Source organism: Nostocoides japonicum T1-X7 (assembly GCF_001046855.1).
GTDB classification, from domain to species: domain Bacteria; phylum Actinomycetota; class Actinomycetes; order Actinomycetales; family Dermatophilaceae; genus Nostocoides; species Nostocoides japonicum.
The window spans coordinates 239976-254056 of the sequence record NZ_HF570958.1 but is presented as its reverse complement, the minus strand read 5'-3'; the positions used below and the strand labels follow the sequence as shown (position 1 = coordinate 254056).

At 70.4% G+C, this 14081-nt stretch carries 12 protein-coding genes; 1 reads left to right on the top strand and 11 read right to left on the bottom strand.

Annotation, left to right across the window (positions count from 1 at the left end):
* Positions 1-16 precede the first annotated feature (16 nt).
* From BN12_RS01190 to BN12_RS01145, 11 genes are all read right to left on the bottom strand, one after another.
* Positions 17-310, bottom strand: coding sequence for a hypothetical protein (locus BN12_RS01190; RefSeq protein ID WP_048549677.1), 294 nt, complete (start codon positions 308-310; stop codon positions 17-19).
* The gene (locus BN12_RS01185) at positions 307-1155 is read right to left on the bottom strand and encodes an alpha/beta fold hydrolase (protein ID WP_162233015.1); all 849 of its coding nucleotides are present in this window, start codon (positions 1153-1155) and stop codon (positions 307-309) included. Before BN12_RS01185 ends, BN12_RS01190 begins: the two co-directional genes overlap by 4 nt.
* A 103-nt stretch (positions 1156-1258) precedes the next feature.
* On the bottom strand, positions 1259-2548 hold the full coding sequence (locus BN12_RS01180) for an acetyl-CoA hydrolase/transferase family protein (protein ID WP_157635281.1): 1290 nt from the start codon (positions 2546-2548) through the stop codon (positions 1259-1261).
* Positions 2548-3666, bottom strand: coding sequence for a class III poly(R)-hydroxyalkanoic acid synthase subunit PhaC (gene phaC / locus BN12_RS01175; RefSeq protein WP_048549675.1), 1119 nt, complete (start codon positions 3664-3666; stop codon positions 2548-2550). Before phaC ends, BN12_RS01180 begins: the two co-directional genes overlap by 1 nt.
* On the bottom strand, positions 3663-4532 hold the full coding sequence (locus BN12_RS01170; RefSeq protein WP_048549674.1) for a poly(R)-hydroxyalkanoic acid synthase subunit PhaE: 870 nt from the start codon (positions 4530-4532) through the stop codon (positions 3663-3665). The genes phaC and BN12_RS01170 overlap by 4 nt, the downstream gene beginning before the upstream one ends.
* Positions 4529-5668 (bottom strand): zinc-dependent alcohol dehydrogenase family protein, encoded by a 1140-nt coding sequence (locus BN12_RS01165; RefSeq protein ID WP_048555865.1) that lies wholly within the window; start codon positions 5666-5668, stop codon positions 4529-4531. Before BN12_RS01165 ends, BN12_RS01170 begins: the two co-directional genes overlap by 4 nt.
* 2 nt (positions 5669-5670) lie before the next feature.
* Complete coding sequence (locus BN12_RS01160; RefSeq protein ID WP_048549673.1) at positions 5671-7347, bottom strand: acetolactate synthase large subunit; 1677 nt, start codon at positions 7345-7347, stop codon at positions 5671-5673.
* A 71-nt stretch (positions 7348-7418) separates the two neighbouring features.
* Entirely contained in the window at positions 7419-8804 is a 1386-nt protein-coding gene (locus tag BN12_RS01155) for an NAD(P)H-quinone dehydrogenase (RefSeq protein WP_048549672.1), read from the bottom strand.
* A complete protein-coding gene (locus BN12_RS24210) occupies positions 8801-8956 on the bottom strand; it encodes a hypothetical protein (RefSeq protein WP_157635280.1) in 156 nt (51 codons plus the stop codon). The genes BN12_RS01155 and BN12_RS24210 overlap by 4 nt, the downstream gene beginning before the upstream one ends.
* Positions 8957-9106: 150 nt before the next feature.
* The gene (locus BN12_RS01150) at positions 9107-10363 is read right to left on the bottom strand and encodes an SLC13 family permease (RefSeq protein WP_048555864.1); all 1257 of its coding nucleotides are present in this window, start codon (positions 10361-10363) and stop codon (positions 9107-9109) included.
* 80 nt (positions 10364-10443) lie between these two features.
* Complete coding sequence (locus tag BN12_RS01145; RefSeq protein ID WP_048549671.1) at positions 10444-13566, bottom strand: BTAD domain-containing putative transcriptional regulator; 3123 nt, start codon at positions 13564-13566, stop codon at positions 10444-10446.
* Between the two features lie 209 nt (positions 13567-13775).
* Between BN12_RS01145 and BN12_RS24925 the strand changes: the two genes are divergently transcribed.
* On the top strand, positions 13776-14081 hold a 306-nt coding region (locus tag BN12_RS24925; RefSeq protein ID WP_048549670.1), incomplete at its 3' end, for a cytochrome c oxidase assembly protein.

Genomic DNA, 14081 nt, shown 5'->3' with positions numbered 1-14081 from the left:
TGTACGCCGGCTTCCCCTATCCCTTTCTCATCTTCCGGTCGGCGTCCTTGGCTGACTCCACTGCGGCGTTGAGCAGCTGCTTGGTGAGTCCACGCTGCACCTCGAGCATCTTCGAGGCGAAGTCGTACACCTGGTCCACGAGGCCATCGGTGTCGAGGGACGGGGTGACCGCTGTCGGGCTGCCGAGCCGCGTCGCGGCATCGCGCGAGGCGCGGGTCCAGCTCTCGATGGCGTTGAGCATCGCGAGCTGGTTCTGCTCCACGAGCTCCGCGTAGCGGCGGGTGCTCTCGTTGAACGGGCTGGTCGTCATCGTCGTGTTCCTTCGGGGTCGGTCTCTTGGATGGTCAGCGGGTCGATCCCGTGCACGAACCGCGACACGAGCGGCCCCACCTCGGGCGCCTCGTCGATGACGAGAAGGTGACCCGCGCCCGGTCTGACGCTCAACGTCGAGTCCGGGATGCACGAGGCCATGAGGTGAGCGTTCCCCAGGGGGAAGATCGGGTCGTCGTCGCCGGCGATGATGAGCGTCCGCGCCCGGACACGGTTCAGCCAGGGCAGGGCGCTCCATCCCATGAGGGCGAACACCTGGTAGGCGTAGGCGAGGACGCTCGGTGGCGAGGTGGTCCGTGCGATCTGTTCGGCGCGGAACCGGCCGTTCCCCTGGGCTCGCATCCCGCCGTACAGGATCGGCGTGACCCTCCTGAGCCGCTCGATGTTGTAGTAGCGCAACGGGGTGGAGACCTCGAGGAGGGCGACCGGGTCCCCGGGGAACCCGCCGACGCCGGGACCGGTCGCGCACAGGACCAGCCGCGACACCGCCTCGGGCGACTGGATGGCCAGCTGCTGGGCGACGGCACCGCCGAACGAGTACCCGATGACGGTGGCGGACTCCAGGCCCAGGACCTCGATGAGCTCCCGGTACATCGCCGCCAGCTCGTACATGAACAGCGGTCGGGGCGGCAGCGACGAGCTGCCGATCCCGGGCGCGTCCACCGTGACGGCCGTGATGTCGTCCGTCTCGGCGATGAGGGGATCCCACAGCGTCAGGTCGTTGCCGAGCCCGCCGATGAACAGCACGTCGGGTCCGCTGCCACGTCGACGCACGGTGAGCGTGACCCCCCGGACCGTCACGGTCCGCAGCTCATCCCGCGTCATCGTCGCACCCAGCACTCCCCCTGCGGTCATCGAACGTCACGGCTCCCCTCCGGGCGTCGGGTGTGCTCCGCCGGCGCGTCCGCCGGCAGCCCGGGACGAGAGGTCATAGGAGAGCCATCTCGCGGGCCGCGGCGGTCAGCTCGTCACGGAACTCCGGCGCCGCGATCGCGATGAGGGCGCGGGCCCGCTCGCTGAGCGACCTGCCGCGCAACTCGGCGACCCCGTGCTCGGTGACGATCTTGTCGACGGTGTTCTTGTTCGTCGTGACGACCGACCCCGGGGACAGGTGCGGGCGGATCTTGGAGGTCTTGCCGTCCCTCGTCGTCGACTGGAGGACGATGAAGGCCTGGCCGCCCTCGGAGTACATCGCTCCCCGCGAGAAGTCCGACTGGCCGCCGCTGGAGGAGTAGTAGCGCCCGGCGATCGTCTCGGAGGCGCACTGGCCGTAGAAGTCGACCTCGGTCGTCGCGTTGATGGCCACGAAGTTCCGCTCGCGGGCGATGACCCGCGGGTCGTTGACCCAGTCCACCGGAGCGAGGTCCACGACGGGGTTCTCGTGGAGGAAGTCGTACAGCCGCCTCGACCCGAGGGCCAGGGTGGTGATGACCTTGCCCCGCCGCAGGGTCTTGTGCGTTCCCGTGACCACGCCCGCCTCGACGAGGTCGACGACGCCGTCGGACATCAGCTCGGTGTGGACCCCGAGGTCGCGGTGGTCGCCGAGCATGCCCAGCAGGGCGTTGGGCATGCCGCCGATCCCGGCCTGGATCGTCGCCCCGTGCGGGATCCGCTCGGCCACGAAGGCCGCGATCGTCTTGTCCTTCTCGGAGGCAGGAACCGGGTCGACCTCGACGATCGGGTAGTCCACCTCCGTCCAGCCGACCACCTGGGAGATGTGTACCTGGTTCTCACCGAACGTCCGCGGCATCTGCGCGTTGGCCTCGAGGAAGAACGGCGCGCGCCCGATGAGCGAGGCGGTGTAGTCGCAGTTCGTGCCGAGGGAGAAGTAGCCGCGGGCATCCGGCAGGGACGACGCGGCGATCGCGAGCGTCCGCTTGGTGTAGTTGCGCAGGAGGGCCGGGACCTCGCTGAAGTGGTTGGGGACGAGGTCGCAGGTGCCCCGCGCGAACGCCTTCCGCGTCGCGGGGGCGAGGAAGTACGACACGTGCCGCAGGTGGTCGCCGAACTCGCCGTTGATGTAGAGACGCTCGCGCAGCGCGTGCATCTGGTGGATGCGCACGCCCTCGAGGAGCTGGGCGTTCTCCTCCAGCGCGTCCACGACATGGACCGGCTCGCCGTTGGCGTTCGGCATGACGAGGTCGGCACCAGGCGGGACGTGCGCGAGAACCGCCTCCGGCGGAACCTTCTTCGATGCGATGTCGACGACCATGTTCATCACTTCCCCTTCTCTGTGTCGCGCTCACGCAGCCAGGTGGAGATGTGGCCGGCGACGAGTCCTTGTGACTTGCGGGACACGAACACCCCGATGTGCCCCCCGGGCGAGCCGAGCTCGCTGTAGTCGTCCGTGCCCACCCGCCCGCGGAGGACTCGGGACGTGGGCGGCGGGATGATCGTGTCGCCCTCCGCGTAGATGTTGAGCACCGGCATCGTGACGCGGCTCAGGTCGATGCGCCGACCGCCGAGCGACCACTCGTTCCGGATCAGCAGGTTGTCCTGGTACAGCTCCTTGAGCCACTGCTTGGCCGCCTCGCCGGGGTGGTCGGGGCGGTCGGCGAGCCACTTCTCCATCCGCAGGAAGTTCATCAGCTGCGCGTCGTTGTCGACGACCTGGAGCAGGTCGAGGTTGTACTTGGTGAGGCTGCGGGTCGGCGTGATCATCGCGAACACGGTCGCCATCAGCTCGCCCGGCAGGCAGCCCCAGACCTCGATCATCCGGTCGACGTCCGCGGGCGTCAGGCTGCGGGTCCACGCGTTGATCAGTCCCTGGTCGTCGCTGTCCCCGCCGCTGTCGGCGTGGAAGTCCAGCGGGGTGATCGTGAGGATGAGGTTCTGCACCCGCTCGGGGTAGAGAGCCGCATACGCGAGGGAGAAGACCCCGCCCTCACAGATCCCCAGCAGGGTGACGGACGGCATCCCGGTGGTCTCGATCATGGTGGAGACGCAGTCGTCGAGGTAGCCGTTGACGTAGTCGTCGATCGTGAGCCAACGGTCGGCCCTCGTCGCGCTGCCCCAGTCGACGACCCACAGGTCGATCCCCTCCATGAGGAGGTTGCGCACGAGGGACCGGTCCTCCTGCAGGTCGGCCATCGTCTGTCGGCCGATGAGCCCGTATGCGATGAGGACGGGGGTGCGCACGCGCGCCTCCGTCAGCGGACGGTACCGATACAGGGTGACCTTGTCGGTCTGGAGGATCAGGTCCTTCGGCGTCGCGCCGATCTGGACATCCTCGTCGCTCAGCGCGCCGAGCTTGGTGACGGCGGTCTGCACCTTCGCGTTGAAGCGAGCCGCCGCCTGGGCGAGCTCGGGCGGGCTCGGCATGCCGGTGGGGATCATCGCTCCGCACCTGCCTCTCCACGCCCGCTCAGGCGGTGCTCGAGCGCGCGGACCCTGCGCTTGAGCTGCTGGACCGACTTGTGGACGTCGTCGAGCTCGGACCGCGTCGGGGCTCCCATCGACTCGAACATCGCCTCGGTGAACTCGCGCTGGGCCAGCAGGAAGTCCAGGCTCGAGCGCAGGACGGCGCCCTGCGCCTCGAGGTACTCCGAGGTGCGCTGCGCGTGGGTCAGCGCCGTGTCGGCGAGGTTGAGCCAGAGACGGAGCGCCTCCTCGGGCTGGAGCGGGCCGTCGGACTGCGCCTGACGCTGCTTGACCGCCGTCGCGAACCCGTCGTTCGCCTGCGCCCAGGCCTTGGCGACGACGCCGTCGAAGCGGATCTTCGCCGCCTGGACCTCCGTGTACAGCTCCACGAGCCGCGCGACGCGACGGGCCGAGTCGTCGAGGTCGGCGAACTGCGGTCCTCCGACGAGCGATCGGATCGCGCCGGCGACGAAGTCGTTGCTCGCGACGGTCGCCGCGACCGGGTCGAAGATCTGCTGGAAGGCCGAGGTCGCCCCCCTCGGGACGGCGAAGTCGGGCAGCTGCGGCCCGGCCGCCAGCCAGGATCTCCACAGGCCCATCAGGTCGAGGGCCTGGGATGCCTCGTCACTCGAGGAGCCCGGGGACGACGAGCCGGAACCCGTGGCCGCTCCCTTGCCGGCGGAGTCGTCGCCACCGGTCCCGGCGGAGGGAGGCGTCACCGCCGACCCGAAGGCCTTCGCGAGATCGGCCTGCCCGCTCGCCCAGTTGCGCACGAGGTCGTTCTGCGCGGCCTGGAGCGTCTGCCACTGCCGCTGGAACTCCTCCCACGGGTCCTCGCTCATAGCGTCACCACCTGTCGCACGGTGCGCCCCGCATGCAGCTCGTCGAAGCCCTCGTTGATGCGGTCCAGCGGGAGCACCCCGCTGAGCAACCGATCGACCGGAAGGCGACCCCGGCGATAGAGCGCGATGTATCTCGGCACGTCACGCAGCGGCACGGCGGTGCCGATGTAGCTGCCCTTGAGGGTGCGCTCCTCACCGACGAGGAGGACCGGCGACAGCGGGAGCCGGGCGTCGGGGTGGGGCAGCCCGGCGGTCACCGTCGTGCCCCCACGCCGGGTGATGTCGACCGCGGTCTGCAGCGCCGGTATCGAGCCGGCGAGCTCGAAGGCGTACTCGACGCCGCCACCGGTGAGATCCCTGATCTGCTGCACGGCCTCGGCGTCGGCGGCGTTCACCGTCTCGGTGGCGCCCAGCTCACGGGCGAAGGCGAGCTTCTCGTCGGAGAGATCGACGGCGACGACCTGCCGGGCACCGGCGGCCACCGCGCCGAGCAGCGACGACAGTCCGACCCCGCCCAGCCCGATGACGGCGACCGATGAGCCGGCCGGGACCTGCGCCGTGTTGAACACCGCACCGACGCCGGTGAGCACGGCGCAGCCGAAGAGGGCCGCCTCGGTCCAGGGCAGGTCTGGGTCGACCTTCACGACCGACCGTCGGGACACGACGGCGTGATCGGCGAACGCCGAGCAGCCGAGGTGGTGGTTGACCGGTGTGCCCTGGGCGTCGCTCAGCCGACGCTCCCCGGACAGCAGCGTCCCCGCGCCGTTCGCCGCCGCACCCGGCTCGCACAGGGCCGGTCGACCGACGCTGCACGGCTCGCAGTGTCCACACGAGGGGACGAAGACGAGGACGACGTGATCGCCCGGCGACAGCTCCGGTCCACTGCCACCCGCGTCGGGTCCGACCTCGACCACGACGCCTGCGGCCTCGTGGCCCAGGGCCATCGGCACCGGGCGCGGGCGGTTGCCGTTGATCACCGAGAGGTCGGAGTGACACAGGCCGGCGGCCTTGATCTGAATGAGCACCTCGCCCGGTCCAGGTGGATCGAGGTGGAGCTGCTCCACCGCCAGCGGCCGGCTCGTCGCATACGGCAGGCCGAGTCCCGACTCGCGCAGGACCGCGGCGTTGATCTGCATCGTCACGCCTCCCCCTCGTCGTCCGCCCAGTCGAGCTGGTCGCGGAGCTCCTCGACGAGGACGCGGACGTTGACCGAGTAGTCGACGGGCACGGTGACGAGGTGGACGCCGCCTCCCTCGAAGGCCGCGTTGAGCGCCGGCACGAGGTCCTCCGTGCGGCTCACCGCGGTGCCGCGTGCGCCGTATGCCTCGGCGTACTTGACGAAGTCCGGGTTGCCGAAGGTGAGGCCGAAGTCGGGGAGCTCGTCGACGGCCTGCTTCCAGCGGATCATGCCGTAGGCGTCGTCCCGCAGGACGAGGACGACCATGTTGAGGCCGAGCCGCACGGCGGTCTCGAGCTCCTGCGAGTTCATCATGAACCCGCCGTCGCCGCAGACCGCGAGCACCCGGCGGTCCGGGTAGAGGATCGCCGCCATCATCGCCGACGGCAGGCCGGCTCCCATCGTGGCGAGCGCGTTGTCGAGCAGCAGGGTGTTGGAGACCGCCGTCCGGTAGTTGCGCGCGAACCAGATCTTGTACATGCCGTTGTCCAGCGCGACGATGCCGTCGTCGGGCATGACCGCCCGCACGTCGGCCACCACGCGTTGCGGCGTGGGTGGGAAGGTCGTCGCGTCCGAACCGGCGAGGGTGCGGGCCTGGATGTCGTCCCTCATCCCGAGGAGGGCCGACGCGTTGGGCAGCTGGCCCTCGAGCCGGTTGCCGAGCCGGAACAGGCTCGAGGAGACGTCGCCGGCGACCGCGATGTCCGGGACGTAGACCTCCTCGATGTGCGGTGCGGTGTACCCGATGTCGATGATCTTGTGGGGTCCGCGACCGGCGAGGAACGGCGGCTTCTCGACCGTGTCGTGACCGATGGTGATGATCACGTCGGCACGGTCGATCGCCCGGTGCACGTAGTCGCGCTCCGACAGGGCGGCCGTGCCGAGCCACAGGTCGGTGATCTTGTCGTCGGGCGTGCCGGACACCGTCCCCTTGCCCATCTGGGTGCTGAAGTAGGGGATGTGGGTCCGGGCCAGGAACGTGGCCAGGTCGTCACCGAGCCGCGGCCGGCTCGTCGCCGCGCCGACCATGACGAGCGGGCGCTCGGCCTGCTTGATCAGCTCCGCGGCCTGGTCGAGCGTCGTCGCGGCGGCGACGGGCAGCGGCACGGCACTGGACTCGACGAGCGGGTAGCCGTCGGCCGGCTCGCTCGCGACGTCCTCGGGGAGCTCGAGGTGCACGGGCCCCGGCCGCTCCTCGGTGGCGAGGCGGAACGCCTCGCAGACGATCGCGGGAATGCTGGACGTGCTGACGATCTGGCGCGACGACTTCGTCAGCGGCTTCATCGTCGAGACCATGTCGATGATCTGGAAGCGTGCCTGCCGGCTGCTCCGGATCGCCTTCTGTCCCGTGATGAGGATCATCGGCATCGCACCGAGATGGGCGTATGCCGCGCCGGTGGCGAGGTTGAGGGCGCCCGGGCCGAGCGTGCTCAGGCAGACGCCGGGCCGGCCGGTCAGGCGACCCTGCGTCGCCGCCATGAAGGCGGCCGCCTGCTCGTGACGGGTCACGACGAGCTCGATGCTCGACCGGCGCAGGGCCTCCACCGTCCGGAGGTTCTCCTCCCCCGGCACGCCGTAGATCTTCTGGACGCCTTCGTTCTCGAGCGCTGCGACGAGCAGCTCTGCTCCGTTGGTCATCGATGCCTCTCTTGGATGATGTCGTCAGGTTCCGGATCCATCGGGCTCGTTCCCGAGCGCGATGGAAGGGCTCATGCTCGCACGTGGAGTTGTCGAGCCGCCTCGGCGATGGAGCCCGAGATGGACGGGTACACCGTGAACGCGTGGGCGAGGTTCTCGACCGTCAGCCGAGACGCGACCGCGAGGGACACGGGGTGGATCAGCTCGCTCGCTCGGGGTCCGACGACGACCCCGCCGACGACGGTGCCGGTCCCGGTCTGCGCGAAGAGCTTGACGAACCCGTCGTGTACGCCCTGCATCTTGGCGCGCGCATTTCCGGCGAGCGACAGCATCACCGCCGTCGCCTGGACCTCGCCGGAGTCGACGGCGGCCTGGGACACACCGACGGTCGCGATCTCCGGCGCGGTGAAGATGTTGGACGCGACCCTGCTGACGTCCAAGGGGTTGACGGCGTCGCCCAGCGCGTGCCACACGGCGATGCGGCCCTGCATCGCCGCGACGGACGCGAGCATCAGGACCCCCGTGCAGTCGCCGGCCGCATACACGCCCCGCGCGCTCGTCCGGGACACCCGGTCGACGACGACGAAGCCGTTCCCATTCAGCTCGACGCCGCTCTCGGCGAGCCCGATGTCGTCGGTGTTGGGTACCGACCCCACGGCGACGAGGCAGTGGCTGCCCTCGACGGTCGTCCCGTCCCCGAGCGTCACCCGCACGACGTCCCCGTCCCGGATCACGCTCTCCGCGCGGGACCGGCTCAGCAGGGTCAGCCCACGGCGGGTGAGCACGTCCTCGAGGACCATCGCCGCGTCCGCATCCTCACCGGGCAGCACCCGGTCCCGGCTGCTCACGAGGACGACGTCCGAGCCGAGCAGCGTGTAGGCGCTCGCGAACTCCGCTCCCGTGACGCCGGAGCCGATGACGATGAGCCGTTCGGGCAGCTCGGTGAGGTCGTAGACCTGCTCCCACGTGAGGATCCGCTCGCCGTCGGGCCGGGCCGTCGCGAGCTGTCGCGGACGCGCACCCGTGGCGAGCAGGACGACGTCGGCGGGGAGCGTCTCGGTCGAGCCGTCCGCCGTCGTGGCGACGACTGTCCCGGGGTCGGCCAGGCGACCCACGCCACGGACGAGCGTGATGCCCTCGGCGTCGATCTTCCGCTCGATGTCTCGCGACTGGGCACCCGCGAGCTCGGTGATGCGGGCGTTGATGCTGCGCAGCGCGGTGGCTGACGGAAGCCCGCGTCCGGCGGCGAGCGTGACGCCGTGCGCGGACAGTGACGCCGCGGACTCGATGAGGTCGGTCGTGGCGATGAGCGCCTTCGAGGGCACGCAGTCGGTCAGGACGGCCGAGCCTCCGAGCCCGTCCCGGTCGACGATCGTCACCTCGGCGCCCAGCTGGGCGGCGACGAGCGCGCCCTCGTATCCGCCGGGCCCGCCTCCGACGACGACGACTCGGGTCATCGTGCACCCACCGCCCCGGGCCGGAGACCGGTGCCGAGGTCCACCTCGAGGTGGGCCAGGACCGGCTCGTCCTCGATGAACTGCCGCATGATGCGGGTCATCTCGTCGCCATCCAGTTCGACGACCGGTCCGACGACTCTGGTCTTCGACATCGGCGGCTCTCCCTTCGACGGTGCGTCGCGCGCTCGCGGACGCTGGTAAGTGGGCTTGAAGCGCGTTCCTTCAGGTCGTGACCGGGCCCTCGTCGTGTTCGTGACGGGCCTCCGTCGCGGCACGCCGGTCACCCCGGCGTGCCGCCACGGTCAACCGATCGAGATGGGCACGAGCACCACGAAGGCCGGCACGACGACGGCCAGGGACGCCGCGGTCGCCAACAATCGACGGAAGAGCCGGTCCTGGTCCTTGAGCGCACTGTTGCCGATGATCAGCGTGCCTGCGACGTGGATCGGGCTCATGACCATGAGGGCAGCGGGGACCGCGACCGCCACGACGATCCAGAACGTCTGGGTCCCGGTGCCGAACGTCGCGAAGACGAGCGGCATCATCAGGCCGAGGACGCCGAGAGTGGAGCTCTCGATGTTGCACAGCAGGACGGTCATGTAGCTCAGCACGATGATGAGCAGTGCGCCGGTGCCGAGATGGTCCAGGGCCTTCTGGATGGACGTCATCGTCCCGATGTCCTTCATGAGGCCCAGGTAGGTCAGCAGGCCGCACAGCAGCAGGATGCTGTTCCAGGGGATCCGCGAGAGGAGGACCTTCTCGTTGGGCCGGAAGAAGATCTGCAGGAGGACGGCCATCGCCATGGCGGTCACGCCCACGTCGGTCTTGGGGAAGATCACGAGGAGGACGAAGGCGATGAGGGCCAGACCCGAGGCCCACATGTATGCGTGGTTCTTGCCCTCGTCGGGGTCGTGGGTCTGCTCGGCCGGTGCCGGGGTCACGACGTACGCGCGACCACGCCGTGCCTGGACGACGGAGATCATCTGCAGGACGAACACCACGATGATGGCGACCACCATGGACGCGGCCCACAGTGCCCACCCCGGGTACGAGACGTGGTACTTGTCCGCGATGGTGCGGATGACGGCGCCTGTCGGGTTCAGCGGTGACAGCCCCGCGCTGTTGGCGCCGATGACGACGCCCAGCTCGCACATGTAGAAGATGCTGCTGTAGCCGACGCTGACGTAGGCGATCATCGGCACGAGGAAGGCGATGGGTGCGGTCGAGAACGCCCCGGCCGTCGACATCGCGGCAGCCAGCACGAAGCCTGCCCAGGGGAGCAGCCAATGTCGATCACCGACCGCGGCATACGTGCCCTTCACGACGACGGCGAGTGCACCGCTGCGTTCGACGTGCGCGAACAGGAGTGAGACTCCGGCGATGAGGACGAACAGGTTGCCGGGGAACGCGTCGTACATCTTGTCGACGTCGAAGCCCGAGATCATGAGGATCGGGAGGGCGGCCGCCAGGGCGACCATTCCGATGTTGAGCTTCTGCCAGATGGCCAGGACGAGCACCAGAACCAGCAGCGCGAGGGAGAGGACTTGAACGAACGACACGGCCAGCACTCCTGACGGACGGACCTTCATCGACAACATTGGCGGTGTGACGCACAGTACGAGCGCGTGTTACAGCCGCGTTACAGCGCGCCGTCCGCGTCGAGATCCCAGGCGATGGAGATGCCGAGGTCGTCCTGCATGCGCTTGCGGCAGAACTCCTCCATGCGCGCGGCGGCGGCCGTGTCGCCGGCCGCCAGGTAGGCCGCGGCCACCGACCGATAGGCCGCTTCGTGGTACGGGTCCTGCTCGATCCCACGACGTCCGATCGACGCGGCCCGCAGGTACTGACCCCGCTCGCAGAGCGCCCGGGCGGCACTCACGACGAGGTCGCGATACGTGGCGGCCACGGCGTCGCGGGTCGCGACGGCCGGGTCGAAGTACGGCGCGTCGGCGAGGTAGGGCCCGTCGTAGAGGTCGAGGGCCGCCAGCATGGCGGTCAGGCCCGTGTCACCGGGTTGCTCCAACCCGACGTGGGCGAGGCGCCGGAACTCGTCGAGGTCGATCTCGACCGTCGTGGGATCGAGCCACAGCCGGTCGCCGACCGTCTTGACGTACCGGGTGTCCGCCCGGCTCGAGCGCTGCGGCTCGAGGGCGGCGTGGAGCGTGTGGAGGCAGACCCGGAACTGGCGGATCGCCGAGTCGGTGGCGTCCTCCCAGAGCTGGTCGATGATCTCCTCCCGCCGCAGGGAGTGCCGTTCGCTCGTGATGAGCAGCCAGAGGATCTGCATCGCCTTGCGGCGCGTCCAGGCGCGAGCGGGGATCTCCTCGCCGTCGCGCAGGACCGAGAACCGGCCCAGCGTCTGGATCCGGAGGGTCGGCGCGTCCTGGGTGATCGACGTGGGGAGTGCGGCCCGCGAGGGCCCGACGATCCGCGAGCCGAGATAGCCCGCGTACGCGCCCACCTCGGGCAGCCGACGGGCCGCGGTCAGCCACTCCGTCCGCTCCGTCGTCGAGGTGATGCCGAGCCACGGGGAGCTGATCCAGATCTCGTCGAGGGACAGCCTGGCCGTCGCGTTGAGCGCATCGGTCGCATGCTGCGCGAAATCCTCGGTTCGGCCGGCGCGCAGGGCGAGCTCGCCCAGCCACTGGTCGGCCATGAGCGGGAGGTAGGCGTCGCCGCAGGCGACCGCCTGGTCCCGCGCCCTGGCCAGCCAGTCGGCGGCATGGGGGTTGCCCTGCTCGGCGAGGGCGACCCCGACGGCAAGGGTCGCCATCGCGAACATGTACGCGTCACCGGCCGCGTGGAGGATCTCCAGCGCCTGATGGGCATAGCGCATCGTCGCGGTCGTGTCCCCGGTGCGGTGCGCACTGACGGTGAGCCCGATGAGCGGCTCGGCCCGGAACCTGGGGAGGTCGATCTCGTCGGCGGTCGCGAGGGCCGCGCGGAAGCTCTCCACCGCCTCCTCGGGCACGTTCGGCGAGCGGCACAGCTGCGCGAGGCCGAGCCTCCCCTGGCATACGCAGGTGACGATCGGCGAGCGCAGGTCGGCGCCGAGCCGCATCCCGTGGCGAGCGTGCCGCTCGGCCTCCTCGCCCGACCCGAGCAGCCCGTTGATCCAGGCGAGCAACGCGGCCTGCTCACGGTGCGCTCTCGGCACCTTCGCCTCGGTCGCGTGGCTGCGCGTCTCGAGCATCGCCCGACCGCGGTGCAGCTCACCGCGACGGATGACGAGCCGCACGAGGACGTGCTCGAGGTCCACGTCCGCATCGAGATCCGCGAGCTCCTCGAGCAGGCGCCCGGCCTCGCGGAGGCGCCCGGCGTTGACGTGGTTCTCCGCCACCATCGCGTGCCACCGCTGACGGGCATCGTTCGGAAGCCGTTCCGCGTGCCGTCCCAGCTGCGTGAGCGCCTCGCTCGCCAGGCGCGGCTCGACGGTGTCGAGGTGGACGTGGGCGATGGCGGCCAGGGCGGGGGCGGCCCCGACGAGCCCGCCGGTGCCGGTTCGCAGGAGGACACGGGCCCGCTCGGCCTCGCGGAGCGCCTCGTGGTAGCGACTGGCCATCCGGAGCGCATGGCTCCGCGCGACGCGGAGCGTGGGGTGCGTGTCGAGGGCGCTGTCACCCAACGCGTCGGAGATGGCGAGCAGGGTGAAGTGCTGCCCCGCCTTCAGCAGCCGGCTGCGGGCGATGTCGGCGTCGGACGCCGCCCTGCCGAGGAGGCCGGCCCGCGCGTCATGCGGCGCCGCGAGCTCCGGCCGGCCGGTCTGGCGGTAGTGCTCGGCCGCGCGGATGGCGAACAGCCGCCGTCCTTCCTCGTCCAGCTGCGTGTCGAGGAAGTCGCGGAACAGCCGGTGCAGCCGGTAGGTGACTCCGTCCTCGCGGGAGCAGAACAGCCCGCGCTGTTCGAGCTCGGCGAGCATCCCCGCCGCATCCCGGGGCGGGCAGAGGGCCACGGCGCCGCACACCTCGGCCTCGAGGGTCTCCAGTCCGCAGATGGCGAGCAGGAAGCTCCGGGTGCGCAACGGCTGCTTGCGGAAGATCTGGTCACCTAGATAGGCGAAGATCTCGTCGCGGGAGTCCGGTATGTCGGCCATCGACGCGTCGAGAGGCAGCTCATGATCCCGCAGGTGCTGGCCGAGGAGGGACAGCGCGATCGGCCAGCCCTCGGTCTCCTCGACGAGCCGGCGGGCCTGCTCCGGGCTGAGGGTGATCCCGAACTCGTGATGGTAGTACTCGGTCAGCTCCTCGGGACCGAAGGCCAGCACCGACCGGCCGATCGTGCGCAGCTCGCCGTGAGCCCGGTGGAGCGTCCAGCCCGGAGCCCGCAGGTGCGAGCGGGTGATGACGACGATGTGCAGGTCGGGAGGTCGGTTCTCGATGAGATGGTCGAGCACGGCATCGACGGGAGACCCGGCGACGAGGTCGTAGTCGTCGAGGATGAGGTACTCGGGCGGGGTCGCGAGCTCCTCGAAGCTGTCGAGGAACCCGTCGAGCCGTCGTGGCCACCCGACCGCCGCCTGTCCCGGCTCGCCGGGCGGACCGATCGTCGGCACCCCGGCCGCCAGGCTCACGACCCGGACGAGGTTCTCGAGGAAGACGAGCGGATCCCGATCGACGGGAGCCAGGCCGAACCAAGCGCGCCGCGTCCCGGCCGTGATGAGGTCGGCGGTCGTGGACTTGCCGTACCCGGCCTCCGCGTCGAGGACGAGGACGGGCAAGGTCACCGCGCGCACGAGCCCGACGAGGCCCGGCCGGGGGATCACGGACCGCCCCCCGTGCGGAGGGCTGAGGCGTACCCGTGTCGCGCCGATGCTCACACCCTCACTATGTCTGCTTCAGCCACTTTGCAACAGGCGGTCCGCTGCCGTGCCGGCCCACGCCCGCCGGCTCGCCGCGGAGCACGCGAGCGCGGTCGGTGAGCCGCCGGGCCGACTCATCCAACTCCCAGCATACGGTCGGACAATCCGCAGGTGTGCCACCCCTCTCCGTCGCGCGGTTCCTCGATCAGTGGTCGTTCTCCTGGGTCGGGGTCCTGCTTCCGCTCGTCGTGGCGATCGGGTATGCCGTCCCGCTCCTGCGCCTGCGCCGCGCCGGGGGCGGGTGGAGCGGATGGCGGGTCGCGGCATACCTCGGCGGGGTGGTCGTCCTCCTGTGGTCCCTCGCCGGGGCACCGGCCGCCTACCGCGCCGCCGTCCCATGGCTGGGCGCGACGGGGGTTGCGCTCGTCGCGGCCGTCGTGCCGCTCGGCCTGGCCCTCGGCGAGGGGGGGGGGGCGGGG

Excerpts from the sequence above, each read along its gene's own strand:
- BN12_RS01190 (WP_048549677.1), bottom strand. The coding sequence starts at position 310 with ATGACGACCAGCCCGTTCAACGAGAGCACCCGCCGCTACGCGGAGCTC.
- BN12_RS01185 (WP_162233015.1), bottom strand. The coding sequence starts at position 1,155 with ATGACGCGGGATGAGCTGCGGACCGTGACGGTCCGGGGGGTCACGCTC.
- BN12_RS01180 (WP_157635281.1), bottom strand. The coding sequence starts at position 2,548 with ATGAACATGGTCGTCGACATCGCATCGAAGAAGGTTCCGCCGGAGGCG.
- phaC (WP_048549675.1), bottom strand. The coding sequence starts at position 3,666 with ATGATCCCCACCGGCATGCCGAGCCCGCCCGAGCTCGCCCAGGCGGCG.
- BN12_RS01170 (WP_048549674.1), bottom strand. The coding sequence starts at position 4,532 with ATGAGCGAGGACCCGTGGGAGGAGTTCCAGCGGCAGTGGCAGACGCTC.
- BN12_RS01165 (WP_048555865.1), bottom strand. The coding sequence starts at position 5,668 with ATGCAGATCAACGCCGCGGTCCTGCGCGAGTCGGGACTCGGCCTGCCG.
- BN12_RS01160 (WP_048549673.1), bottom strand. The coding sequence starts at position 7,347 with ATGACCAACGGAGCAGAGCTGCTCGTCGCAGCGCTCGAGAACGAAGGC.
- BN12_RS01155 (WP_048549672.1), bottom strand. The coding sequence starts at position 8,804 with ATGACCCGAGTCGTCGTCGTCGGAGGCGGGCCCGGCGGATACGAGGGC.
- BN12_RS24210 (WP_157635280.1), bottom strand. The coding sequence starts at position 8,956 with ATGTCGAAGACCAGAGTCGTCGGACCGGTCGTCGAACTGGATGGCGAC.